Source organism: Streptomyces sp. 840.1 (genome assembly GCF_003751445.1).
In the GTDB taxonomy this organism is placed as follows: Bacteria; Actinomycetota; Actinomycetes; order Streptomycetales; family Streptomycetaceae; genus Streptomyces.
The window spans coordinates 3,467,632-3,489,150 of sequence record NZ_RJUU01000001.1 but is presented as its reverse complement, the minus strand read 5'-3'; the positions used below and the strand labels follow the sequence as shown (position 1 = coordinate 3,489,150).

At 70.3% G+C, this 21,519-nt stretch carries 22 protein-coding genes; 14 read left to right on the top strand and 8 right to left on the bottom strand.

Translation table 11 applies throughout. The features are described 5' to 3' along the window. The first annotated feature begins 141 nt into the window (after positions 1–141). Positions 142–726, top strand: coding sequence for an isochorismatase family protein (locus EDD93_RS15890; RefSeq protein ID WP_123525763.1), 585 nt, complete (start codon positions 142–144; stop codon positions 724–726). A gap of 41 nt (positions 727–767) precedes the next feature. On the opposite strand, the gene EDD93_RS15885 is transcribed toward EDD93_RS15890, so the two are convergent. Together EDD93_RS15885 and EDD93_RS15880 are read right to left on the bottom strand one after the other, a co-directional pair. After that, positions 768–1,100, bottom strand: a complete 333-nt coding sequence (locus EDD93_RS15885) for a hypothetical protein (RefSeq protein WP_185092333.1) — start codon at positions 1,098–1,100, stop codon at positions 768–770. 124 nt (positions 1,101–1,224) lie between these two features. Next, positions 1,225–3,624, bottom strand: a complete 2,400-nt coding sequence (locus EDD93_RS15880; protein ID WP_185092332.1) for an immune inhibitor A domain-containing protein — start codon at positions 3,622–3,624, stop codon at positions 1,225–1,227. A 369-nt stretch (positions 3,625–3,993) separates the two neighbouring features. Between EDD93_RS15880 and EDD93_RS15875 the strand changes: the two genes are divergently transcribed. Beyond that, positions 3,994–4,320 (top strand): hypothetical protein, encoded by a 327-nt coding sequence (locus tag EDD93_RS15875; RefSeq protein WP_123525762.1) that lies wholly within the window; start codon positions 3,994–3,996, stop codon positions 4,318–4,320. 26 nt (positions 4,321–4,346) lie between these two features. Here the strand turns inward: EDD93_RS15875 and EDD93_RS15870 are convergent, their stop codons facing one another. Both EDD93_RS15870 and EDD93_RS15865 read right to left on the bottom strand, forming a co-directional pair. After that, the gene (locus EDD93_RS15870; RefSeq protein ID WP_123525761.1) at positions 4,347–5,018 is read right to left on the bottom strand and encodes an RDD family protein; all 672 of its coding nucleotides are present in this window, start codon (positions 5,016–5,018) and stop codon (positions 4,347–4,349) included. 144 nt (positions 5,019–5,162) lie between these two features. Beyond that, positions 5,163–6,764 carry an RDD family protein gene (locus tag EDD93_RS15865; protein ID WP_123525760.1) on the bottom strand — a complete coding sequence of 534 codons (1,602 nt, stop codon included), beginning with the start codon at positions 6,762–6,764 and terminating at the stop codon, positions 5,163–5,165. Positions 6,765–6,974: 210 nt separating this feature from the next. On the opposite strand from EDD93_RS15865, the gene EDD93_RS15860 reads away from it, so the two are divergent. After that, positions 6,975–7,451, top strand: coding sequence for an SsgA family sporulation/cell division regulator (locus EDD93_RS15860; RefSeq protein ID WP_123525759.1), 477 nt, complete (start codon positions 6,975–6,977; stop codon positions 7,449–7,451). A 47-nt stretch (positions 7,452–7,498) separates the two neighbouring features. Here the strand turns inward: EDD93_RS15860 and EDD93_RS15855 are convergent, their stop codons facing one another. Further along, positions 7,499–8,866 carry an FAD-binding oxidoreductase gene (locus EDD93_RS15855; RefSeq protein ID WP_123525758.1) on the bottom strand — a complete coding sequence of 456 codons (1,368 nt, stop codon included), beginning with the start codon at positions 8,864–8,866 and terminating at the stop codon, positions 7,499–7,501. A 97-nt stretch (positions 8,867–8,963) separates the two neighbouring features. Between EDD93_RS15855 and EDD93_RS15850 the strand changes: the two genes are divergently transcribed. Together EDD93_RS15850 and EDD93_RS15845 are read left to right on the top strand one after the other, a co-directional pair. Further along, on the top strand, positions 8,964–10,661 hold the full coding sequence (locus tag EDD93_RS15850; RefSeq protein WP_123527797.1) for a tetratricopeptide repeat protein: 1,698 nt from the start codon (positions 8,964–8,966) through the stop codon (positions 10,659–10,661). A gap of 113 nt (positions 10,662–10,774) precedes the next feature. Further along, on the top strand, positions 10,775–11,320 hold the full coding sequence (locus EDD93_RS15845) for an SMI1/KNR4 family protein (RefSeq protein WP_123525757.1): 546 nt from the start codon (positions 10,775–10,777) through the stop codon (positions 11,318–11,320). 63 nt (positions 11,321–11,383) lie between these two features. Here EDD93_RS15845 and EDD93_RS15840 read toward each other — a convergent pair whose 3' ends face one another. After that, positions 11,384–11,851 (bottom strand): MarR family winged helix-turn-helix transcriptional regulator, encoded by a 468-nt coding sequence (locus EDD93_RS15840; protein ID WP_123525756.1) that lies wholly within the window; start codon positions 11,849–11,851, stop codon positions 11,384–11,386. Positions 11,852–12,116: 265 nt separating this feature from the next. On the opposite strand from EDD93_RS15840, the gene EDD93_RS15835 reads away from it, so the two are divergent. Next, positions 12,117–12,914: an SDR family NAD(P)-dependent oxidoreductase gene (locus tag EDD93_RS15835; protein ID WP_123525755.1), complete on the top strand. Its 798-nt coding sequence runs from the start codon at positions 12,117–12,119 to the stop codon at positions 12,912–12,914. Positions 12,915–13,165: 251 nt separating this feature from the next. On the opposite strand, the gene EDD93_RS15830 is transcribed toward EDD93_RS15835, so the two are convergent. Then, positions 13,166–13,681: a MarR family winged helix-turn-helix transcriptional regulator gene (locus EDD93_RS15830; RefSeq protein ID WP_123525754.1), complete on the bottom strand. Its 516-nt coding sequence runs from the start codon at positions 13,679–13,681 to the stop codon at positions 13,166–13,168. 50 nt (positions 13,682–13,731) lie between these two features. Between EDD93_RS15830 and EDD93_RS15825 the strand changes: the two genes are divergently transcribed. Beyond that, a complete protein-coding gene (locus tag EDD93_RS15825; RefSeq protein ID WP_123525753.1) occupies positions 13,732–14,688 on the top strand; it encodes a DMT family transporter in 957 nt (318 codons plus the stop codon). 156 nt (positions 14,689–14,844) lie between these two features. Here the strand turns inward: EDD93_RS15825 and hppD are convergent, their stop codons facing one another. Beyond that, positions 14,845–15,990 (bottom strand): 4-hydroxyphenylpyruvate dioxygenase, encoded by a 1,146-nt coding sequence (hppD, locus tag EDD93_RS15820; RefSeq protein ID WP_123525752.1) that lies wholly within the window; start codon positions 15,988–15,990, stop codon positions 14,845–14,847. Positions 15,991–16,124: 134 nt separating this feature from the next. Between hppD and EDD93_RS15815 the strand changes: the two genes are divergently transcribed. From EDD93_RS15815 to EDD93_RS15785, 7 genes are all read left to right on the top strand, one after another. Then, on the top strand, positions 16,125–16,598 hold the full coding sequence (locus EDD93_RS15815) for an Lrp/AsnC family transcriptional regulator (RefSeq protein WP_123525751.1): 474 nt from the start codon (positions 16,125–16,127) through the stop codon (positions 16,596–16,598). A gap of 16 nt (positions 16,599–16,614) precedes the next feature. Beyond that, positions 16,615–17,262 (top strand): ABC transporter permease, encoded by a 648-nt coding sequence (locus EDD93_RS15810; RefSeq protein ID WP_123525750.1) that lies wholly within the window; start codon positions 16,615–16,617, stop codon positions 17,260–17,262. Next, on the top strand, positions 17,255–18,517 hold the full coding sequence (locus EDD93_RS15805; RefSeq protein ID WP_123525749.1) for an ABC transporter ATP-binding protein: 1,263 nt from the start codon (positions 17,255–17,257) through the stop codon (positions 18,515–18,517). The genes EDD93_RS15810 and EDD93_RS15805 overlap by 8 nt, the downstream gene beginning before the upstream one ends. After that, the gene (locus tag EDD93_RS15800) at positions 18,514–19,407 is read left to right on the top strand and encodes an ABC transporter permease (protein ID WP_123525748.1); all 894 of its coding nucleotides are present in this window, start codon (positions 18,514–18,516) and stop codon (positions 19,405–19,407) included. Before EDD93_RS15805 ends, EDD93_RS15800 begins: the two co-directional genes overlap by 4 nt. A 71-nt stretch (positions 19,408–19,478) precedes the next feature. Beyond that, entirely contained in the window at positions 19,479–20,444 is a 966-nt protein-coding gene (locus tag EDD93_RS15795) for a glycine betaine ABC transporter substrate-binding protein (protein WP_260255924.1), read from the top strand. A gap of 136 nt (positions 20,445–20,580) precedes the next feature. Then, positions 20,581–21,207 carry a winged helix-turn-helix domain-containing protein gene (locus EDD93_RS15790; RefSeq protein WP_123525746.1) on the top strand — a complete coding sequence of 209 codons (627 nt, stop codon included), beginning with the start codon at positions 20,581–20,583 and terminating at the stop codon, positions 21,205–21,207. Positions 21,208–21,287: 80 nt separating this feature from the next. After that, positions 21,288–21,518, top strand: a complete 231-nt coding sequence (locus EDD93_RS15785) for a hypothetical protein (RefSeq protein ID WP_123525745.1) — start codon at positions 21,288–21,290, stop codon at positions 21,516–21,518. The last annotated feature ends 1 nt before the right edge of the window (position 21,519 follow it).

Sequence of the window (21,519 nt, the reverse complement as noted above, 5' to 3'; positions counted from 1 at the left end):
CCCGAAGCCCGAAGCGCATGGGATGCGCCCCCCGCCGGGCTTGATTGTGCGCCCCGAGTCTCTAGGCTCGGGGCCATCCCCGTAACCGTCACACTCCCCGTAAGCGTCACACCCCCTCTCCCCCACCGAAGGACACCCGCCATGCACCGCGCCTTGATCGTCGTGGACGTTCAGAACGACTTCTGTGAGGGCGGGAGCCTCGCGGTGGCGGGGGGTGCCGATGTCGCCGCCGCCATCACGGACCTGATCGGTGAGGCCCAGCCCGGCTACCGGCACGTGGTGGCCACCCGTGACCACCACATCGCCCCGGGCGATCACTTCTCCTCGGCACCGGACTTCGAGCACTCCTGGCCGCCGCACTGCGTGGCCGGTACGGAAGGGGTCGGCTTCCACCCCAATTTCGCGCCCGCGGTGGCCTCCGGGGCCATCGACGCGGTCTTCGACAAGGGTGCGTACGCCGCGGCGTACAGCGGCTTCGAGGGCCTGGACGAGAACGGTGTGGGGCTGGCCGAGTGGCTGCGCGACCGGGGGGTCGACTCGGTCGACGTGGTCGGCATCGCCACCGACCACTGCGTCCGGGCCACCGCGCTGGACGCCGCCCGTGAGGGCTTCACCACGCACGTACTGCTCGATCTGACCGCGGGCGTCGCGCCGGCGACCACGGAGCGGGCCCTGGCGGAGCTGCGGGAGGCGGGCGTGGCGCTCGCCGGCAAGCCGGTGGTGTAGGCGCTCGCCGGCAAGCCGGTGGTGCGGCGGGCCGGAGCCGGTCAGCTCTGCCGGGCCGGCAGGGCGGGCCTCAGGAGCGCCCGGATCGGGTGCCAGAGTTCCTGGGCCCGCTCGGGTCTCGCGCGCCACAGGACGCCGTCGGGATGGTGCAGGACGGCGGTGATCTCGTCCGGCGTGGGCGGCTCGGCGTTGCCCCGGAGGTAGACGGCGCGCAGTCCCAGATTGCGCAGCCGGGTCAGTGCGCGGGCCCGGTTCGCCGCGTGCACCAGGACGCGGACCGGGGTGTCAGGACCCACGCTCTGGGCCGGGCTCGCCAAGGTGATCGCGACGACCACGCTCCCGTTCGGCAACTTGCTGAATCCTCCGCCGGCCATACTCCGCACTCCCCCGTGAGACGTCGTGTCAATAAGAAACTGAACAAGAGGCACCTAAACACGATCGGCCGCCGCCCGCTAGAGGGCGACGGCCGATCATGCTCTGACCTGCGGTGATACCGGATTACTTGTGCGAGGCACCAACCCGGACGGTCATCGTGGAGCCGCTGAGCGGCTCGCTGATGATCGAGATCCTGGTGTTGGTGTCAGCGACCTGCACGCTTCCGGTCTTGTTCTCCTTGTACCAGTAGGTTCCCTTGTGGTCGTCGAAGACCGGCACGCCGAACTGCGGCTTGATCTTCGTGGCCACGTCACCGTTGTGGAGCGTGAATCCGTCGGTGGGGTACCAGCTGAACGGTGCGTCGAAGGGCTGGATCTTGTTGCGGATGACCGTGCCGTCAGCCCACTTCAGCGGCTTGGCGTGCGCGTCGACCGGCAGGATCAGGCCCTTGCCCGGGTGGACCGAGACGTTGTTGTCCTTCTGGGAGGTGTCCCAGAGCCAGATCAGCAGACCGTTCTGGTACGGGTAGTGCTCGACCCAGTCCGGACGGGTCTTGGAGAAGCCGAAGTTGTACGGGCCGACCTTGAGGGTCTGGTCGTAGCTGACGTACTGGCGGTTCTCCGCGAGGTAGTACTGCGGGTAGTCCTTGGTGAACGACGTGCCGACCCGCGAGAAGCCCTTGGCGGTCCAGCCGTTGTCGTCGCCCTCGGCGTTGTCCGTGAAGAGCGCGGCACCGTCGGCGTTGACCGCGATGGTGTCGGCCGCGAAGCCCACACCGCCCGCGCCGCCGTCGGTGGCGTAGCGGAAGCGGACGTCGATCTTCTTGCCCGCGTAGGCGTCCAGCGAGTACGAGAGCTTCTGGTACTTGCCCGAGACGTCGGTCAGGGCCGGCTTGTCACTGGCGTCGCGCGGGATGGCCTTGCCGTCGGCGGTGCCGTCGATCGCGGTCCAGCTGGTGCCGCCGTTGTCGGAGACCTCGGTGTAGAGGTAGTCGTAGTCCGCCTCGATGTCCCACCAGCCGGCGAGGTCGAGGGAGGCCTTGGACTTGCCGGTGAGGTCGACCGGGCGGGACAGGGTGTTGTTGAGGTTGTCACCCATGTCGCTCCACCACTGCTTGGCACCCTCGGCGGGCGCCGTGACGGCGGTGGTGACTTCCTTGTCGGGCAGCGTGACGACGAGCGCCTGCTTGTCCTTGGTGTTGTACTCGGACACGCCCAGCTTGTGGGTGGACTTCGTCGCGGCCTTGGCCTCGCCGTAGTTGAGCCAGCCCAGCTGGAGCTTGTCCCAGGCGGTCATGTCACCGGGCAGGTCACCGATGCTGTTCTTACCGGTGCCGAGCCAGGATCCCGCCGACATCAGGGACCAGAAACCGACCGAGTTCTCGGCGGTGTTGGTGGTGTCGTAGAGGTCCGGGAGACCGAGGTCGTGGCCGTACTCGTGGGCGAAGACGCCCAGGCCGCCGTTCTCGGGCTGCGCGGTGTAGTCGCCGACCCAGATGCCGGTGTCACCGATCTGGGTGCCGCCGGCCTTGTTGTCGGACGGGCCGGTCGCGCCGGCGTCCGTGCCGTAGGCGTACCAGCGGTGCGCCCAGATGGCGTTGGTGCCCTCGACGCCGCCACCGGCGGACTCGTCCTCGCCGGCGTGCACGATCTGGAAGTGATCGATGTAGCCGTCGGGCTCGTTGAAGTTGCCGTCACCGTCGAAGTCGTAACGGTCCCACTGGTCGTACTGCGCGAGATCCGCCTTGATCTGCGCGGGTGTACGGCCCTTGGCCTTCTGATCGGCGGCCCAGGCGTTGGTGCCGTCCTTGATCATGTCCCAGGCGTTGGCGCAGTTGGTCGATCCGCAGTAGTTCGAGCCGTAACGGGCCTCGTTGTACGGGACCTTGACCCAGTCGGAGACCTCGCCGTCCACCGAGTAGCGCCCGGAGGACGTCTTCTCGTAGTACGTCTTGAGCGAGTTCTTGCCCGCGCCCGTGCCGAAGTACAGGTCCTGGAAGTGGGCCTGGTTGTAGTCGGCCTGCCAGGCGGTGCTGTTGTCCTTCTTGGGGTCCGGCTTGGCTATCTTGTTGTGCGCCGGTCCCGGCGTGCCGCCGTACTTCGGGACGGCGGGCTTGGGGCCGTCGCCGTCCGGGTCGAACATGGTCGTGTTGTCGACCTTGTCGCCGAACTCCACCAGGATGGTGAAGATCTTGTCGGTCTTCTCGCGGCCGAGCTCGACGTACTTCTTGTCGTCGAGCTTGACGACGTTGGAACCGCCGCGCGTCGAGACCTTCTTGTCGCCGGATATGACCTGTTCGAGCGCGGCCTGACGCTGAGCGTCCTGCTGCTTGCTGAACGGGCCCTCCAGGTTGTGCGCGTTGCCCTCGTTCGACCCCGGGTCCCGGCGGTCGACGGCGGAGGCAGTGGTGCCCGACGCCTTTTCATCAGCCTGAGCGGTGGCGAAGGCGGATGCGGTGGCAGCGGTCGCGGCCATGGCCACGACAACCGCTCCGGTACGAAGCGCCCGTCTCTTAATGATCACGTGATGCAGTCCTCCCCGGCGCCCGCGACTGCGACCTGGGGGTGTGAGAGGGCCGCGCGCGGAAACGCGTCACAAGTGACGACATTTGACCGGAGTTACGCGAGAAAAGACAGACCTTGACTTGAACAGACCAAGTGCACTATGCAGGAGCACATTTCCGCTATCCGGACGACTGCTCCGCAGCCAACCGGCGCGCCGATGGCCATGATTGGCGGAGAGAATGACTCCGTGCGCCCCCCGTGCACCGGCACTGTGGGTTAGGTCATGCTTACTACCCGTTCCGCGAGGGCATCCACCGTCGTAGAGTCGCTTGACAGTGCGACCGTGTTGAGAGACCGCCCATCCGACGCCCCGAGGACGGATAACGCCATGCCGCGTCCTACTGCTGCACAGCTCTCCTACGGTTCGGTCACCGTTGTCTTCTCGACCCTCGCCATGTTGCTGCTGTCCCGGACGAGTTCGGACCTCGGCATCGCCGTGATCGCCGCGGCCGGGCTCGCGCTCGGGCTGCTGGTGGCCGTCAGGGTGCCCGCGCCGACGCACCGCCGCACCGCGCCGTCCGGTACCTCGGTCTCCGCCCACCGGGAAGCCGGCCCCGCCCACGAGGCCGAGGGCCACGACCTGGGCCGCGTACAGCGCACGATCCCGGCCGCACGCGCCTCCGCGCAGGTGGGCGAGCATTCGCTGCGGCGCTGACGGGCTGACGGCCCGCCCGGTTCGGCTCAGGCGGTGTTCCGGCCGTTGGTGGTGACCACCACCGTCTTGCCCGCCTTGTCCTGCAGTGCCTGCCGGTACGGCTTGTCCGTGAACATCAGCACGATGTTGATCAGCCACCACAGGCACGGGCAGCACAGCAGCGCCGGCAGCCACAGCACCACGGCCCGCAGGAAGGAACTCCCGGTGTCCGGCACGCTGCCGTCGTTGAGCATCGCGACCCGCAGCTTCAGCAGCCGCTTGCCGGGCGTGCGGCCGTCCTTGTGCGTGAAGTACGTGTCGTAGCCGACGTAGATCACCAGGCCGATCAGCGACCAGAGCAGCTGATGGCCGCTGTACGTCTGGGCGAAGATGTCGCCGACGCCGTCGTTCCCGTTGTTGTCGTTCGAGACCTCCACCGCGCCGCCCCAGGGCAGGGAGATCAGATACAGCGGGATCGAGATGATCAGGAAGTCGATCAGCCGGGCCAGGATGCGCTTGCCGGGTTCCGCGAGCGGCGGCATGCCCGCCAGCGGATCGGCGGCCCCGAACTGGCCTCCGCCGTGGGGGCCGGGGCCGTACGGCGGGGGCGGCGGCGCGCTGTCGTAGGGCGAGCCCGACGGCGGCTGGGGCTCCTGCGGCTTCTTGAGGAACGGGTCGTCCTCGGGCGGCTGACCGGACGTCGGCTGATCGTTGCTCATGGGGGCAGTGCACCCCGCCGCAGGGGCGCCCGCAACGGCTCAGGTGCTTTCGGGGGAACGGAGACCGCCCGACGGCCCATCACCCGATGAGCCGTCAGCCGTGCGGGTCTGTGGGCCGTGCCGGTCTCTCGGCCGTACGGTTCCTCAGCCGGCCACGAAGGTGCGGGCCGCCTTGTCGTGCCAGCACTGGCGCCACGGCCGGTCGAACAGGCACCACAGCACGTTGAGCACGCCGATGGCCAGGAGCCCCAGCACGCCGTACACCAGCCAGCGGCGCAGGGCGGCACCGAAGGTGGGCGACGAACCGGACTCGATGTCCCGTACGCCGAGCCCGCAGAGCTTCTTCCCGAGCGTACGGCCCCACTTCGCGGTCGGCACGGCCTCCAGGAGCACGCCCAGCACCAGGAACGCGACGAGGACCCCGCCGGCCAGGCCGGCCGTGGTGGAGTCCAGCAGCCAGACGGTGACGGTCTCACCGGACAGCTTGGCCGCGTCGATCTTCTCGTTGATGTGGTCCGTGGCCCGGGTCGCGAGGGGGAAGGCCACGGCGCCGACGAGCGCGGCCAGCACCACGGTGTCGATGAGCCGGGCGGCGAACCGCTTGCCCAGCGCGGCCGGACGGGCGGCCGACTGCGCCGCCGCCAACTGCTGGAAGTGGTCGTTCACCGGCGGCTTCCAGGGCACGACGGGCTGGTCGGGCCCCTGGGCCTGGTGTTCCTGGCGTTCCTGGTGTGATGCCTGAGGCTGTGGGGTCTGGTGGGCTTGGTTGGACTGGTTCGGCTGACGGGTCTGGCTGGGCTGGCGGATCTGGCTGGGCTGCTGGGGGGCCTGGGGCTGGTGGGGCGCCTGAGCCTGCCGAGGTGTCTGGATCTGCTGAGGCGCCTGAGCCTGCTGCGGTGCCTGAGCCTGCTGAGGGAACGCGGGCCCCTGCTGCCCCGCGGGGCCCGGTGCGACCGGTGCGACCGGTGCGGCCGGCCCCGGGGCCTGTGGGGCTGTCGGGGTGGCAGGCGTGGCCGGGCCGATCGCGCGGATCGTCATCGTGCCCTCGGCGGGCGGCTCCTGCGCATCGCGGTTCCCGCGACCCGGGCGGCCGGACTGTCCGGACCGGCCGGAGCGGGCGACCCGGATGGCGACGGTGTTCTCCGCCCGGTCACCGCCGTCCCGCATGCCCGGCAGCGCACCGGCGGCCGGGGCCGGGCCCGGGGCCGGGGCCTGGGGCACGGGCAGGCGCGGGTCCGCAGGTACGACGTCGGCACGCGGGCGGAGGGCCGGTGAACGGTCACCTGAGGAACGGAGCGCCGGGGAGCGGTCCCCGGGCGTGTCGGCCACCGGCGAACTGCCCTCGGGCGAACGCGGATCGGGACCCGGCTCCGGCCGGCCGCCCTGCTGCGCGGGCTGCCCGCCGCCCCAGGAGACCCGGCGGTCGCGCTCGCCGCCGAAGCCGTTCTGCCGGGAGACGTCGGCCTGCCAGGCGGGCGAGGGTTCGGACCGGACGTCGGCCGGCGGATCCTCGTCGAAGAACATCGGGCCGGTCTCGTCCACCGGCGCGGGGCCCGGCCGTTGCGGTTCGGCCGGCTCCGGGGCGGGCCCCGAAGGCATCGCCTCGCCGCTCTGCGGGGCGGGCCTGCTCGTACCGGGCACCCAGGAGGCGCCGTTCCAGTACCGGACGTATCCGGGAATGGACGGATCGGGGTAGTAGCCCTCGCGGGGGCTTTCGTCACCGGGTGCCGGGGTTGGGGCGCTCATCACCGTGGTCCCGTATCTCTTCGAGTCTCAGTACAGGGGTCCACATCTACCAGACACCCGCGTACCCCCGTGCCGGTCCGGGTGTTTGGGCCACTTTCCGGTCACGCCAAACTTTTTTCCCCGAAGTCGCGTAATGGATGGCGGGGAGGGCGCTCTCTCCCTGTGAAGGCCGGTCGCGGGACCGGCTCACAGGTCTCGAAAGGACGCCTCATGCACACCGTCGTGGAACGCGAGCTGGAGCTCAAGCTGGTCCTGTCGCCCGAGCGCAGCATCCCCGTGCCGGCCAGGCTGACGTATCGCACCCAGGACCCGTACGCCGTGCACATCACCTTTCACATCGGCTCGGACGCCCCCGTGTACTGGACTTTCGCCCGCGATCTGCTGGTGGAGGGCGTGTTCCGGCCGTGCGGGCACGGGGACGTACGGATCTGGCCGACCAAGATCGAGGGGCGCGGCATCATCTGCGTGGCGCTGACCTCTCCGGACGGCAACGCGCTGCTGGAGGTGCCGTCCGCCGCGGTGGCCGCCTGGGTGGAGCGGACGCTGCGGGTGGTCCCGCCCGGCACGGAGTCCGAGCGGCTCGGCATCGACGAGGGGCTCGCCGAGCTGCTCGCGCCGCTGCCGGCCGACGACCTGTGGATGAGTGATCCCTGGCCGTCGGACGACGCGCAGGACGGGGAGAGTTGAGGGGGCGGGCCGAGGAGGCGGCGGCCGCGTGGGCCGGGGTTCCGCGCTCAGAACACCTTGCCGGGGTTGAGGAGTCCCAGCGGGTCGAAGGCCTGCTTGATGCCCCTGTGCAGCTCCACGCTCACCTCGCCGAGCTCCCGGGCGAGCCACTCCTTCTTGAGTACGCCCACGCCGTGTTCGCCGGTGATCGTGCCGCCGAGTTCGAGGCCGAGCGCCATGATCTCGTCGAAGGACTCGCGGGCCCGCCGGGACTCGTCGGCGTCGGCCTGGTCGAAACAGACGACGGGGTGGGTGTTGCCGTCGCCCGCGTGGGCGCAGACACCGATGGTGAGGCCGTACTTCTCAGCGATGGCGGCGGTGCCCTCCAGCATGGCCCCGAGCTTGGAGCGCGGTACGCACACGTCGTCGATCATCGTGGCGGACTTGATGGTCTCCAGCGCGGTCAGCGACATCCGCCGGGCCTGGAGCAGCATTTCGGACTCGGCCGCGTCCTCCGCCGGGACGACCTCGGTGGCGCCGGCGGCCGTGCAGAGCTCCGCGACGGCGGCCAGATCGGCGGCAGGGTCGGGTGTGTCGAAGGCGGCGAGCAGGAGCGCCTCGGTGGAGTCGGGGAGGCCCATGTTCGCCATCTTGTTGACGGCTCGGACTGTCGTACGGTCCATCAGTTCGAGGAGTGACGGAGTGTGACCCCGTTCCATGATCGCGCAGATGGCCTCGCAGGCGGCGGCCGCGGTGGGGAACTCGGCGGCCAGGGCGAGCTGCCTGGGCGGCTTCGGCTTGAGCGCGAGCACGGCTTTGACAACGATGCCGAGGCTGCCCTCGGAGCCGACCAGGAGCCGGGTGAGGTCGTATCCCGCGACGCCCTTCGCGGTGCGGCGGCCGGTGCTGAGGAGGCGTCCGTCCGCGAGGACGACGTCGAGGCCGAGGACGTATTCGGCGGTGACCCCGTACTTGACGCAGCACAGCCCGCCCGAGGCGGTCCCGATGTTGCCGCCGATGGTGCACATCTCCCAGCTGGAGGGGTCCGGCGGGTAGTAGAGACCGTGCTCGTCGACCGCGCGGGACAGCACCGCGTTGACGACGCCCGGCTCCACCACGGCGATCCGGTCGACCGGGCTGATCTCCAGGATGCGGTCCATCTTGATCAGGGAGAGCACGATGCAGCCGTCGGAGGCGTTGGCGGCGCCCGACAGGCCCGTGCGGGCGCCCTGCGGAACGACCGGGACGCGCAGCGCCGTCGCGGTGCGCATGATGTGCTGGACCTGCTCGACATTGCGTGGGAGCGCGACGACGGCCGGGGTGCCCGCGTCGCAGAAGCTCGCCATGTCGTTGGCGTAGGAGGCGGTGATGTCCGGGTCGGTGATCAGGGCCTCGGCCGGGAGCCCCGCACGCAGTAGTTCGAGAAGATCGTCCATGATCCAAGACTCGCACCCGGGCCCATTGGTGTGAACCCGTATGCGCCTGCCATCACAAGACGCGGTGCGATCTTCGTACTGACGCAGAGTGATCGGCATGGACGTCACTCCGCAGCAGCCCTCGGCGGCCCCCGGGCCGGACCGCCTCCCCGAGACCCCCGAGACCGCCTACGCCCCGCCCTGTGAATCCCCTCCGGCCCTGCCGCCGGACCCCGCGTCCCTGGCCGAGCCGCCGCCCGCCACGCTGCGCACGACGCTGCGCCGGGCCGCGTTCGGCGTGGTGGCGGGTGCGGTGCTGGTGACGGGTGCGGTGGTCGCCGTGCCCGACGAGGACAAGGACGCGGCGCCGCCGGTGTCCGGCCCGGTGTCGCGGGCGATGACCGCGACGGCGGCCGGCTCCCCCGCCTCGCTCTCCGACCTGACGGCGCTCATCGGGGACCGGCAGGCGTGGGTGGGCACCCATCCCTCGGACGCGCAGTCGTGGGCGGTGCTGGGCTCGGCGTACGTGGAGTGGGGGCGGCGGGCGGCGGACCCGGCGTACTACACCCGGGCCGAGCAGGCGCTGAAGCGCTCGCTGAACGTACAGCCGGGCGACCGGGGCAACGAGGCGGCGTGGGTGGGGCTCGCCTCGCTCGCCAACGCCCGGCACGACTACGTGACGGCGAAGAAGTGGGGCGAGACGGTACGGGCCCGGCAGCCGAAGCAGTGGACGGTGTACCCGGAGCTGATCGACGCGTACAACGGCCTCGGCGACCAGAAGTCGGCGATCACGGCGGTGGAGAAGTACACGGCGCTGCGGGCCGGGGTGCCCGCGCTGGGCCGGACGGCCGAGATGTACCGCGACCGGGGCTGGCGCGAGGACGCGCTCGCCACCGCGCAGGACGCCGCGAGCCGGGCCAAGTCGCCTGCGGAGAAGGCGGCCTGCCTCTCCCGGCTGGGCGATCTGGCCTGGGAGCGGGGCGAGCCGAAGGAGGCCGTGGCCCAGTACGGGGCGGCGCTGCGCACCGACCGCGCCCACCACGCCTCCCTCGCGGGCCGGGCACGGGCGCTGGCGGCGCTCGGCCGCACCGACGAGGCGCAGCGGGACTACCAGGCGGCCCTGGCCAGGTCCCCTCGGCCCGAGTACCTGCTGGAGCTGGGCGAGTTGTACGAGTCGCTCGGCCTGGACGGGGACTCCGTCAACCAGTACACGCGGCTGCGCAAGGCGCTGTCCCGGGCCCGGACCCAGGGCGTGGACGAGGCCCTGCTCCTCGGCCGCTTCGAGGCCGCCCACGGCGACGCGGACGCGGCGGCGGAGCAACTGCGCGCGGAGTGGGACCTCGGGCACCGCAGCGCGGCGGTGGCCGATGCGCTGGGCTGGGCGCTGCACCGCTCGGGCGATTCGGACTCGGCGCTGGAGTACGCGCAGAAGGCGGTCGACACGGGCGGCCAGAACGCGTCGTACGCGTACCACCTGGGCATGGTCCAGAGCGCGTTGCGCGACTTCGGTCCGGCCCGCCGCAACCTGGAGGGGGCGCTGCGCACCAACCCGCAGTTCTCGCCGCTGGATGCCCCGAGGGCCCAGGAGGCCCTGGACACCATGGGCATGCCGCCCTCGGGCGGCCCCCAGGACATGCAGCCCGCTCCCCCGCCCGCACCGCCGCAGGCCCCGGCCCCCGCGCCGGAACCGCAGCCGTCACGGTCCGCCCCGCCGCAGGCCCCGGCCCCGTCCCCCGCGCCCCCGAAGCAGGGCGCGGCCGGCCCCCCGGGGGCATCGGCGAAGCCCTCGGCGCCGGGGGCGCCGTCGGGGCACTGACGCCCCTCCCGGGCCCGCCCCCGGGGGCGGGCCCGGGAAACGGCACGGGCTTGCCGCCCTGCGCTTGCGCCGCGGTCGGGGAGTACGTCCCGAACAGGCCCTAGGCTCGGCCCATGACCGCGTTCGACGACCTCACCCGCCTCGTACCTCCGCCGTCGCAGCCCCGGTGGGGAACGGGCGACTGGGACGGGGTGGAGGCGGCTCTGGCCCTGGAACTCCCCTCCGAATTCAAGCGGTTGGCCGAGACGTACGGGGCCTACCACTTCTCCGAGTTCCTGACACCGCTTGCGCCCTTCGGCAGGCGGGACCTGCTCGTCGGCCCGGCGAAGCGGCTGCTGGACCAGGAGCGCGGCTTCCGGAAGCGGAACCCCGAGAAGTGTCCGTACCCCTTCTACCCGGAGCCGGGCGGGCTCCTGCCGTGGGCGGGGACCGACAACGGGGACCGGGTGTGCTGGCTCACCGACGGGAAGCCGGACGAGTGGACGGTCGTCTGCTGGAACCCGCGGGGCTGGTACTACGACGCCCATCCGGTGGGCGCGGTCGAGTTCCTGGTCGGCTGGCTGTCGGGTGACATCAGCACCGGCGTCTTCCCCGATGCGGCCGAGTTCGCGGGAGACGACGAGGACGATTCCGAAGAGTCCGCCGCCACTGGGCACTGACCAGCTGCTCGCCGGCCAATGAGGCGGAGCAGAGCCGCACGGACCGGGTAGTGGACCGGTCCGCTACCTGCCGCGTGTCCCGTTGAGCCCTTCGAGCTGCTCGATGCCCGCGTTGAGCTCGACCAGCAGGGCCACGAAACGATCGGCCGTCCCATCGGCCCACCCGGTCGCCTCGATGAGGCGCGTGGTCCCTTCGAGACTGATCTCCCGGTCCGCCTTCAGCCGCTCCAGCCCGGAAGCGGTGGGCCGGTACTTGCGCGCCATGCCGCCGTCGGGATCCGGGATGCGCTCCACCAGGCCGTTCCTCAGCATGGGGCTGACCTGACGGTTGATGGTGGAGACGTCCACGTGGAACGTATGGGCCAGCTCCTTGAGGGTGAGCGGACCGCCGTCCTCCAGTCGGGTGAGCAGGACGTAGGCGGAACGTTCGAGGCTCTGGCCGATGCGGGGACCGCGCGAGGCGACGAAGTGGCGCGACAGGAGGGTCAGCTCCCGTTCGAGATCACGCAGCCGACGCTCGGCCTCGTCCATGGTCCTGCCCTTCCGTAGCAACGCCTCGCCTCATCATCCCGCATGCCCGACGCCACCCCGACAGTTTGTGCACAGTGCACATCATGTGTACTTTGAACTAGGCGTGCATAGCGCACACTGCCGCCCCGAGGCCGTGCCCCGCATCTGCGGCACCGAGGCCCGAGGCGGAGTCCGGGGCATGAGGCCGCACCGGTCACGGCCGCCTCGACGGGGCGCCGCACGCACCGCGAGCCCCGCAAGCACACCCAGGGACAGGAAGACGAACATGAACCGCCTGCACGAGAAAGTGGCCGTCATCACCGGAGCCGGAAGCGGCATCGGCCGCGCCGCCGCCCAGCTCATGAGCAAGGAGGGCGCCCGCGTCGTCGTCGCCGACCACGACACCCGGGCCGCCGACGAGACCGCCGCCCTCATCACCGCGGCGGGCGGCGAGGCGCTGCCGCTCGCGGTGAACGTCCTGGAGGAGGACTCCATCGCGGACATGATCAGCGCCACGGTGAACGAGTACGGCGCCCTCCACGTCCTGTGCAACCACGTCGGCGGCACCAACCCGCGCACCGACCTCGACGTGCTCCGTATGGACATGGACGAGTTCGACCGCGCCGTCGCCCTCAACACGCGCAGCACCCTCATCGGCTCCCGGCACGCGATCCCCCACATGATCCGCGCGGGCGGCGGCTCGATCATCAACACCGCCTCCGTCGCGGCACTCGTCGGCGACGTACTCCAGACCTCCTACGGCGCCGTGAAGGCGGCGGTGGTCAGCATCACCAAGTCCGTCGCCACCCAGTACGGTCCGCAGAACATCCGCTGCAACGCCGTCGCCCCCGGCGCGGTGATGACCCCCGCCCTGGAGAACAACCTCCCCCAGGAGGTGGTCGACAGCCTCAGGCGGGGCAACGCCCTCCCCTACCTCGGCACTCCCGAGGACATCGGCCACACCATGGTCTTCCTCGCCTCGGACGAGTCCCGCTACCTCACCGGCCAGCTCCTCGTGGTGGACGGCGGCATGACGGCACAGTCCTCCGCCGCCCCCGGACGCCGCGCGATGCTCCCGGCGTAGCGCCCCGGGAGAGCCGCCCCGACCCGGGCACGCGCATGTGGTGCGGGACGGCGGGGACGTGGACCGGCCCGCGTGACCCCACAGGGAGCCCACCCACCGCGCGGGCCGCACACTCCACGCCCCTGCCCGTCAGGGTGACCGCTGCCATGACCGTCGGACAGGGCAACCGCACGCCTTGTGCGTCGGCCGCCTCGCGCCTCACGGGACCGTCTCCGCGAGCCGAAAAGCGTCGGCCGTGACATCCGAAGAAGTCACCACGGTGCGCCGGGAGGCGGCTCGACGCGTGCCAGCCAGGCGGTGAGCAGTGTTTCCAGACGTGCGGCCTCATCGGGGTCGAGCTCGTCGAGCATGCGGCGTTCGTTACTCATGTGGTCGGCGAAGGCCCGGTCGATGAGCTCCCGTCCCGCCGGGGTGAGCGCGACCACGCGCCCCCGGCCGTCCTCGGCGGACCGGCGGCGTGTGACCAGCCCGTCGCGTTCGAGCCGGTCGATGCGCTTGGTCATCGCGCCCGTGGTGACCATGGTGAACGCGGCCAGCTCGCCCGGAGCGCGCTCGAAGGGGTCCCCGGCCCGCCGCAGCGCCGCCAGGACGTCGAACTCTCCCTCGTTCAGCCCGTAACGCCGGTAGACCAGGCACAACTGCTCGGTCAGAAGACCGGCGAGGCGGTGGAGCCGGCCGATCACGCCCTGGGGGCTCACATCCACATCCGGGCGCTCGCGAGCCCACTCGGCCTGGATGCGGGCAACGTGATCCTCGTAGTCGTTCACGGCTTCATCATAGCTTCCGAGGAAGCTATATTGCTTCCGTGGAAGCTACTATGCGATGGACGCTCGTGACGGCGATTGCCCCCGTCGCCTGGGGGACGAACTACTTCGTCACCCACGAATACCTGCCCACGGACCACCCGCTCTACGGATCAGCGATCAGGGCCCTGCCCGCAGGGGCCATGCTGCTGGCGTTGTGCCGGCAGATCCCTCACGGGGCGTGGTGGTGGAAGTCGCTCGTTCTCGGCACCCTCAACGTGGGGTCCTTCTTCGCCCTGGTCTACCTCGCGGCCCAATTGCTGCCGACGAGCATCGCCTCCACCGTCATGGCGGCCTCACCGGTGGTCCTGATGCTGCTCGCCTGGGCCGTGATCGCGGAACGCCCCCGCGGCCTCCCGCTGCTGGGCGGCGGCATCGGTATCGCAGGCGTCTGCCTGATGCTGCTCACCGGCACCGTGACCCTGAACGCACTCGGCGTCCTGGCATCGGCCACAGCGATGGTGACGTCCTCCTGCGGCTACGTGCTCGCGAAGCGGTGGAGCGCCGAGGTCGACGTCCTCGCCTCGACCTCGTGGCAGCTCATCGCCGGAGGCCTGGTCGTGCTGCCGTTGGCCGTCGTCCGCGAAGGCGCACCGCCCGCGCTCAGTGCGGGCGCGGCCCTCGGGTTCGCCTACGTCAGCGTCGTCGCGACCGCGGTCGCCTTCGCCGCCTGGTTCGCCGGCCTGCGTCGGCTGCCGACGGCCACTGTCGGCCTGGTCGGACTGCTGAACCCGGTCACCGGCGTACTGCTCGGCACCGTCATCACCAAAGAGACCCTCACTCTGCAACAGACATGCGGACTGATCCTCGTCCTGCTCGGGATCGTGCTCGGGCAGCCCATCGCCATCACGGCCGCCGCTCGCGTCAGGTCCCGGGTAACCGGAGCGGGCTCCCGTCGCGGCCCGTCTGCCGGCCGGACCAGTCGTCTCGGCCGAGGAGACGGCACATGCCTTACGGGGAAAGACTGTTGACCGATACAGACCCACTCGGCGACCGGGACTGGGGCCTCCGTCACCGGGGCGAAGCAGAGTTCCTGAGCACACCTCACAACCGCGACGGGCGGGCCGGAAACCTCCGGCCCGCCCGTCGCGGTCGCCCCGCAGCCGGGTGCCCCGGCCCCGTACCCCTCAGAGGTTGCCGCGGCGCTCCTGCTCGCGCTCGATCGCCTCGAAGAGGGCCTTGAAGTTGCCCTTGCCGAAGCCCATCGAGCCGTGGCGCTCGATCATCTCGAAGAAGACCGTCGGCCGGTCCTGGACCGGCTTGGTGAAGATCTGGAGCAGGTAGCCGTCCTCGTCGCGGTCCACGAGGATCTTCTCCTCGCGCAGGGTCTCCACGGGCACCCGGGTCTCGCCCGCCCACTCGCCCAGGGTGTCGTAGTACGAGTCCGGGGTGTCCAGGAACTGGACGCCGGCCGCGCGCATCGCGCGCACCGAGGCGACGATGTCGTTCGTGGCGAGCGCGATGTGCTGGACACCGGCGCTGCCGTAGAACTCCAGGTACTCGTCGATCTGGGACTTCTTCTTGGCGACGGCCGGCTCGTTGATCGGGAACTTGACCTTCAGCGTGCCGTCCGCGACCACCTTGGACATGAGGGCGGAGTACTCGGTGGCGATGTCGTCGCCCACGAACTCCTTCATGTTGGTGAAGCCCATGACCTTGTTGTAGAACCCGACCCACTCGTTCATCCGGCCGAGCTCGACGTTACCGACGCAGTGGTCGATGGCCTGGAACGTGCGCTTGGCGGGCGGCTCGACGATGGGGTCGGCCGAGGCGTAGCCGGGGAGGTACGGGCCGTCGTAGCCGCCGCGCTCCACCAGGGTGTGGCGGGTCTTGCCGTACGTGGCGATGGCGGCCAGGACGACCGTGCCGTGCTCGTCCTTCACCTCGTGCGGCTCGGTCAGGCCGAGGGCGCCGTGCTCGACCGCGTAGGCGTACGCGGCCCGCGCGTCCGGGACCTCGATGGCCAGGTCGACGACGCCGTCGCCGTGCTCGGTGACGTGGTCGGCGAGGAAGCGGCCGTGGTCGGTGGCCGGCTTGATGACGGAGGTGAAGACGAAGCGGGCGGAGCCGGCCGTCAGGACGTAACTGGCCGTCTCGCGGCTGCCGTTCTCCGGTCCGGAGTAGGCGACCAGCTTCATGCCGAAGGCGGTCGAGTAGTAGTGCGCGGCCTGCTTGGCGTTGCCGACGGCGAAGACGACGGCGTCCATTCCCTTGACCGGGAAGGGGTCGGCCTGCCGGGCACTGTCGGGGGTGCTGTGCATCGTCTCAGTCATGTCCGAAGGTTCTCCCCGCTTCGCAAGATGCGCAACAGTTCGCGAATTCACTGGGCAGTCTGTTCAGTGGGTGGCCATGATGGGCGGACTATCTGTACACACTGACCATCGTTGCGACGTCCCGGAGGCAGACCTTGGCGATCGACCGGCTGGACGGGCGGCTCATCGTGCTGCTGGCGCGTGAGCCCAGGATCGGCGTACTGGAGGCTTCACGCCGGCTCGGCGTGGCGCGCGGGACGGTGCAGGCACGCCTGGACCGTCTTCAGTCGAATGGCGTCATCCGCGGATTCGGCCCGGACGTGGACCCGGCCGCCCTCGGCTACCCGGTCACCGCTTTCGCGACGCTGGAGATCAAGCAGGGTCAAGGGGCCGACGTACGGGCGCACTTGGGCGGCGTACCGGAGGTGCTCGAACTGCACACCACCACCGGGCACGGCGATATGTTCTGCCGGCTCGTGGCCCGTTCCAACGCGGATCTCCAACGGGTGATCGACCTTGTTGTCGGATTTGATGGCATTGTCCGGGCCTCCACGGCCATCGTCATGGAGAACCCCGTACCCCTGCGCATCATCCCCCTCGTCGAACAGGCGGCGGAGGACATCGACTGAGCCGAGGAGTGCCGAGTTGAGCTTCTGGGAGTATCTGGACAGTCGGCACCAGCAACTGCTCACCGACGCCTTCCAGCACGTCAGCGCGGTGTTCCAGTGCATGGTCATCGCGACGGTGCTGGGCGTCCTGATCGGCGTGGTCAGCTATCGCAGCGGCTGGGGCGGATCGCTGGCGATCACCTCGACGGCGGCGATCCTGACCATTCCGTCGCTCGCCGCGATCGGTCTGCTGATCCCGCTGGTCGGACTCGGTGTGGCGCCGACCGTGATCACGCTGACGCTGTACGGACTGCTGCCCATCGTCCGGAACTCCATCGTCGGGCTGCGCGGCGTCGACCCGGCGCTCGTGGACGCGGCGAAGGGCATCGGGATGTCTCGAATCACCCGGCTCCGCAAGGTGGAGCTGCCGCTCGCCTGGCCGCCGATCCTCACCGGCATCCGGGTCTCCACCCAGATGCTGATGGGCATCGCCGCCATCGCCGCGTACGCCTCCGGGCCCGGACTCGGCAACGAGATCTTCCGCGGGATCGCCTCGCTGGGCAGCGCCAACGCGATCAACCAGGTGCTCGCCGGCACGCTCGGCATCGTCGTACTCGCCCTGCTCTTCGACGCCGCGTACGTACTGCTGGGGCGGCTCACCATCCCGAGGGGGATCCGTGTCTGAGACCGCGGCGGAAGCCGGACAGAAACCCGCCGTGAACGCCACCTCCGGTGCCACCATCCAGCTGGAGAACCTGAGCAAGCGCTACCCGGGCAACCCGAGCCCGGCCGTGGACAACGTCTCGATGGACATCAAGGCAGGCGAGACCGTGATCCTCGTCGGCCCGTCCGGCTGCGGGAAGTCGACGACGCTGAAGATGATCAACCGGCTGATCGAGCCGACCTCCGGCCGGATCAGGATCGGCGACGAGGACGTCACCGACATCGACCCGGTGAAGTTGCGCCGCAAGATCGGGTACGCGATCCAGTCGTCCGGGCTCTTCCCGCACATGACGGTCGCGGAGAACATCGCCCTGGTCCCGAAGATGATCGGCTGGTCGAAGCCGAAGGTGAAGGACCGGGTCGAGGAGATGCTCGATCTGGTCGGGCTCGACCCACGCGAGTTCCACGGCCGCTATCCGCGCGCCCTCTCCGGCGGCCAGCAGCAGCGGGTGGGCGTGGCGCGGGCGCTGGCCGCCGATCCGCCGGTGCTGCTGATGGACGAGCCGTTCGGCGCGGTCGACCCGATCACCCGCGACCACCTCCAGGACGAGCTGATCCGGCTCCAGCACGAACTGCACAAGACCATCGTCTTCGTCACCCACGACTTCGACGAGGCGATCAAGCTCGGTGACCGGATCGCCGTACTGCGCGAGCACTCGCACATCGCGCAGTTCGACACCCCCGAGGCCATCCTGACCAACCCGACGGACGACTTCGTCTCGGGCTTCGTCGGGGCCGGTGCGGCGCTGAAGCGGCTCAACCTCACCCGGGTGCGGGACGTGGAGATGGCTGAGTTCCCGACGGTCTCGGTCGACGACCCGCTCCAGTCGATCTTCAACAAGCTGGGCAGCGGCCCGCACAACGAGCTGCTGATGCTGGACCGCAGGAGCCGCCCCTACAAGTGGCTGCGGCGCGGCGACCTGATGCGGGCCCGGGGTTCACTGGCGCGGGCCGGGCAGCTGGTGCACGACACGGTGACCAGGGACGCGACGCTGCACGACGCGCTGGAGGCAGTGCTCACCGACAGCGGCGGCCGGGTCGCGGTGACCGGGCGGCGCGGCGAGTTCATCGGGGTCGTCGACATGCACACCCTGATGAACTCCGTGCACGAGCTGCTGGAGGCCGACCGGCTCACCGCCATCGAGCACCAGCACGAGCTCCAGGAGCTGCGCAGCCACGAGACCGTGCAGGAGCTGGAGGGCGGTGCGGACGTATGACTCCCAGCTCTCGCTCCCCCTCCCCTTCCAGCTCCGGCCCCACCGGCCCGGTCCCCGCGTCCGACCGGGACCGCCCGCCGGGCGAGCACGACGTCAAGGGCCACGCCTTCCGCGACCAGGAGGAGGAACCGCCCCCTCCCCCCGGCCGGCCTGCCCGCCGGATCACCTGGCGCAAGCTGGTGACGGTGCCCGCCGCGCTCGCGGTGGTCCTGATCGTCACCTACGTGTGGATCAACAACGTCCACCTCGACGCCATCGCGGAGAACTCACTCGCGGGCGACACGGTCCAGCTGCGCTGGTGGCAGCACGTCAGGCTGACCGCCATCTCGACCTTCTGGGTACTGATCATCGCCATTCCGCTGGGCATCGCGCTGACCCGGCGGGGGCTGAACAAGGCCGCCCCGGTGGTCACGGCGATCGCCAACATCGGGCAGGCGACCCCGGCGATCGGGCTGCTGGCGCTGCTGGTGATCTGGCTGGGCATCGGCCCGTCGACGGCGATCACCGGCATGGTGATCTACGCGGTGCTGCCGGTGCTCTCCAACACGGTCGCCGGTCTGAAGGCGATCGAGCCGACCCTGGTGGAGGCCTCGCGCGGCATCGGGATGTCGGCCATGGGGACGCTCTCCAAGGTCGAACTGCCGCTCGCGGTGCCGCTGATCCTGGCCGGTGTACGGACCGCCCTGGTCCTCAACGTGGGCACGGCGACCCTGGCGACGTTCGGGGGCGGCGGCGGCCTGGGGGACCTGATCACCTCGGGCATCCAGACCCAGCGGATGCCGGTGCTGGTGCTCGGTTCCGTCCTGACGGTGGTGCTGGCACTGCTGGTGGACTGGCTGGCCTCGCTGGTCGAGGTGGCGCTGACGCCGCGCGGACTGGAGGCGGGGTGATGGGCCCGGTGGGACAGAAACGTACGGGTTACGGGGTACGGACGAGCGACGGGGTGCGGGCCGGTCAGCGGGTGCGGGCCGGGCTGGTGGGGGCGGTGGCGCTGGCCCTCGTGCTCTCCGGATGCGGCCTCAAGAGCGGGTCCCCGATGGTCGACGACGTGAAGCCCGGGTCCGTGGGTGCGGGCAAGCCGCTGGACGGCGCCTCGCTGACCGTCACCTCGAAGAACTTCAGCGAGAACATCATCCTGGGCCAGATGATCGGCCTGATCTTCAAGGCCGCCGGGGCCGAGGTGCTCGACCGGACGAACCTGCCCGGATCGATCAGCGCGCGCGAGGCCATCCGCCAGGGCGACGCCGATGCGATGTACGAGTACACGGGCACCGCCTGGATCACCTATCTGGGCCACTCGAAGCCGATCATCAGCCCGCTGAAGCAGTGGGAGGCGGTACGCGACGCGGACCGGAAGAACGGGGTGACGTGGCTGCCGCAGTCCACTCTCAACAACACCTACGCGCTCGCCATCAGCACGAAGAACAACGCGAAGTACCACCTCAAGACGCTCTCCGACGTCGCCGCGCTGGCGAAGAAGAACCCCTCGGCCGTGACGATCTGCGTGGAGAACGAGTTCGCCTCCCGCAACGACGGGCTGCCGGGCATGGAGAAGGCGTACGGGATGTCGATCCCGGGCGGCAACATCAAGAAGATGGACGCCGGGATCGTCTACACGCAGGTGTCGAAGTCCAACTCCTGCCTGCTGGGCGAGGTGTTCACCACCGACGGCCGGATCAAGGCGATGAACCTCGACGTGCTGACGGACAACAAGCACTTCTTCCCCAACTACAACGCGGCGCCCGTCATCCACACCCCGACCTTCGAGAAGTACCCGGTGATCGCTGCCCTGCTGGACCCGCTCAGCGCGCGGCTGACCACAGAGGTGGCGCAGGAGCTGAACGCCAAGGTGGACGTCGACGGGGACGACCCGCACGAGGTGGCGAAGGACTGGCTGGTCGCGGAGGGGTTCATCAAGGAGGGCTGACCGCCGCGGGAGCGGGTGGCGAGCAAGCACCGGGCGAACGTCGGGGCAAGCGCCCGGCGAACGCGGGGGCGAGTTCCAAAGAAGATGTTGCAAAGAGCCTGTTGCAAAGGTCTCTTTGTAACTCTATGGTTGAGGCATGGCAGACAACGAGGCCGGCCCCGACGGCAGCCCGGACAGCGCTCCGACAGGCACCCCGAACATCCACATGGTCAACGCCCGCACCCTGCGGGGGCTGGCACACCCCCTGCGGCTGCGACTGCTGAACAACCTCCGGGAGTTCGGCCCGGCCACCGCGTCCGGCCTCGCGGACCGGCTCGGCGAGTCGAGCGGCGCCACCAGCTACCACCTGCGCCAGCTCGCCACGTACGGCTTCGTGGAGGACGACCCGGAGCGCGGCAAGGGCCGCGAGCGCTGGTGGAAGGCCGTCCACCTGGGCACCGCCTTCGACAGCACCGCGGACTTCCTCCACGACCCCGACCCGGAGATCCGCGGCGCCATGGGGGTCGTGCTGCACGAGGTCGCCACCGTGCACACCCAGGAGCTGAACACCTGGCTCGGCACCATGCACGACTGGCCCGAGGAGTGGCTCCGCTCCTACGACCTCAGCGACTTCAAGGTGCGCCTCACGCCCGAACTCTCCCTGGAAATGGCGGAGGCGATCCACGACCTCGTCGACAGCTACCGGGACCGGGTCCCGGAGGGCACCGAGGGATCCGCCGTGGTCCGCACCCACCTGCACGTCTTCCCCCGTCCCACCGAGTGACCGCACGCCGGACCGCACGAGCGACCGCGCACCCGGCCCACCGACCGACTGGCCTGACCGACCGAGGGGACCACCGAGTCATGCATCCCGAGACGCACCTCCAGCTGCACGCCATCCGTTCCGCCGAACTCCAGCGCCACGCAGCGGAGTTCCGCCGCGCCCACCCCCGTACCGGCATCGACACCGAGGCCGCCCCTCCCGCCCCGCGCATGGACATGCGGTCCCGGCTGGGCTGGACCATGGTCGAGTTGGGCCTGCGCCTGCTACCGGAGCAGTCCGGCTCGCCATCCCGCACCCCTCGCCCGGCGTAGT

Bases quoted from the DNA above. Each gene is read 5' to 3' on its own strand.
- EDD93_RS15870 (WP_123525761.1), bottom strand. From the start codon at position 5,018: ATGAGCAACGATCAGCCGACGTCCGGTCAGCCGCCCGAGGACGACCCG.
- EDD93_RS15835 (WP_123525755.1), top strand. From the start codon at position 12,117: ATGAACCGCCTGCACGAGAAAGTGGCCGTCATCACCGGAGCCGGAAGC.
- EDD93_RS15840 (WP_123525756.1), bottom strand. From the start codon at position 11,851: ATGGACGAGGCCGAGCGTCGGCTGCGTGATCTCGAACGGGAGCTGACC.
- EDD93_RS15865 (WP_123525760.1), bottom strand. From the start codon at position 6,764: ATGAGCGCCCCAACCCCGGCACCCGGTGACGAAAGCCCCCGCGAGGGC.
- EDD93_RS15825 (WP_123525753.1), top strand. From the start codon at position 13,732: ATGCGATGGACGCTCGTGACGGCGATTGCCCCCGTCGCCTGGGGGACG.
- EDD93_RS15855 (WP_123525758.1), bottom strand. From the start codon at position 8,866: ATGGACGATCTTCTCGAACTACTGCGTGCGGGGCTCCCGGCCGAGGCC.
- EDD93_RS15790 (WP_123525746.1), top strand. From the start codon at position 20,581: ATGGCAGACAACGAGGCCGGCCCCGACGGCAGCCCGGACAGCGCTCCG.
- EDD93_RS15860 (WP_123525759.1), top strand. From the start codon at position 6,975: ATGCACACCGTCGTGGAACGCGAGCTGGAGCTCAAGCTGGTCCTGTCG.
- EDD93_RS15850 (WP_123527797.1), top strand. From the start codon at position 8,964: ATGGACGTCACTCCGCAGCAGCCCTCGGCGGCCCCCGGGCCGGACCGC.
- EDD93_RS15785 (WP_123525745.1), top strand. From the start codon at position 21,288: ATGCATCCCGAGACGCACCTCCAGCTGCACGCCATCCGTTCCGCCGAA.
- EDD93_RS15845 (WP_123525757.1), top strand. From the start codon at position 10,775: ATGACCGCGTTCGACGACCTCACCCGCCTCGTACCTCCGCCGTCGCAG.
- EDD93_RS15890 (WP_123525763.1), top strand. From the start codon at position 142: ATGCACCGCGCCTTGATCGTCGTGGACGTTCAGAACGACTTCTGTGAG.
- hppD (WP_123525752.1), bottom strand. From the start codon at position 15,990: ATGACTGAGACGATGCACAGCACCCCCGACAGTGCCCGGCAGGCCGAC.
- EDD93_RS15875 (WP_123525762.1), top strand. From the start codon at position 3,994: ATGCCGCGTCCTACTGCTGCACAGCTCTCCTACGGTTCGGTCACCGTT.
- EDD93_RS15885 (WP_185092333.1), bottom strand. From the start codon at position 1,100: ATGGCCGGCGGAGGATTCAGCAAGTTGCCGAACGGGAGCGTGGTCGTC.
- EDD93_RS15800 (WP_123525748.1), top strand. From the start codon at position 18,514: ATGACTCCCAGCTCTCGCTCCCCCTCCCCTTCCAGCTCCGGCCCCACC.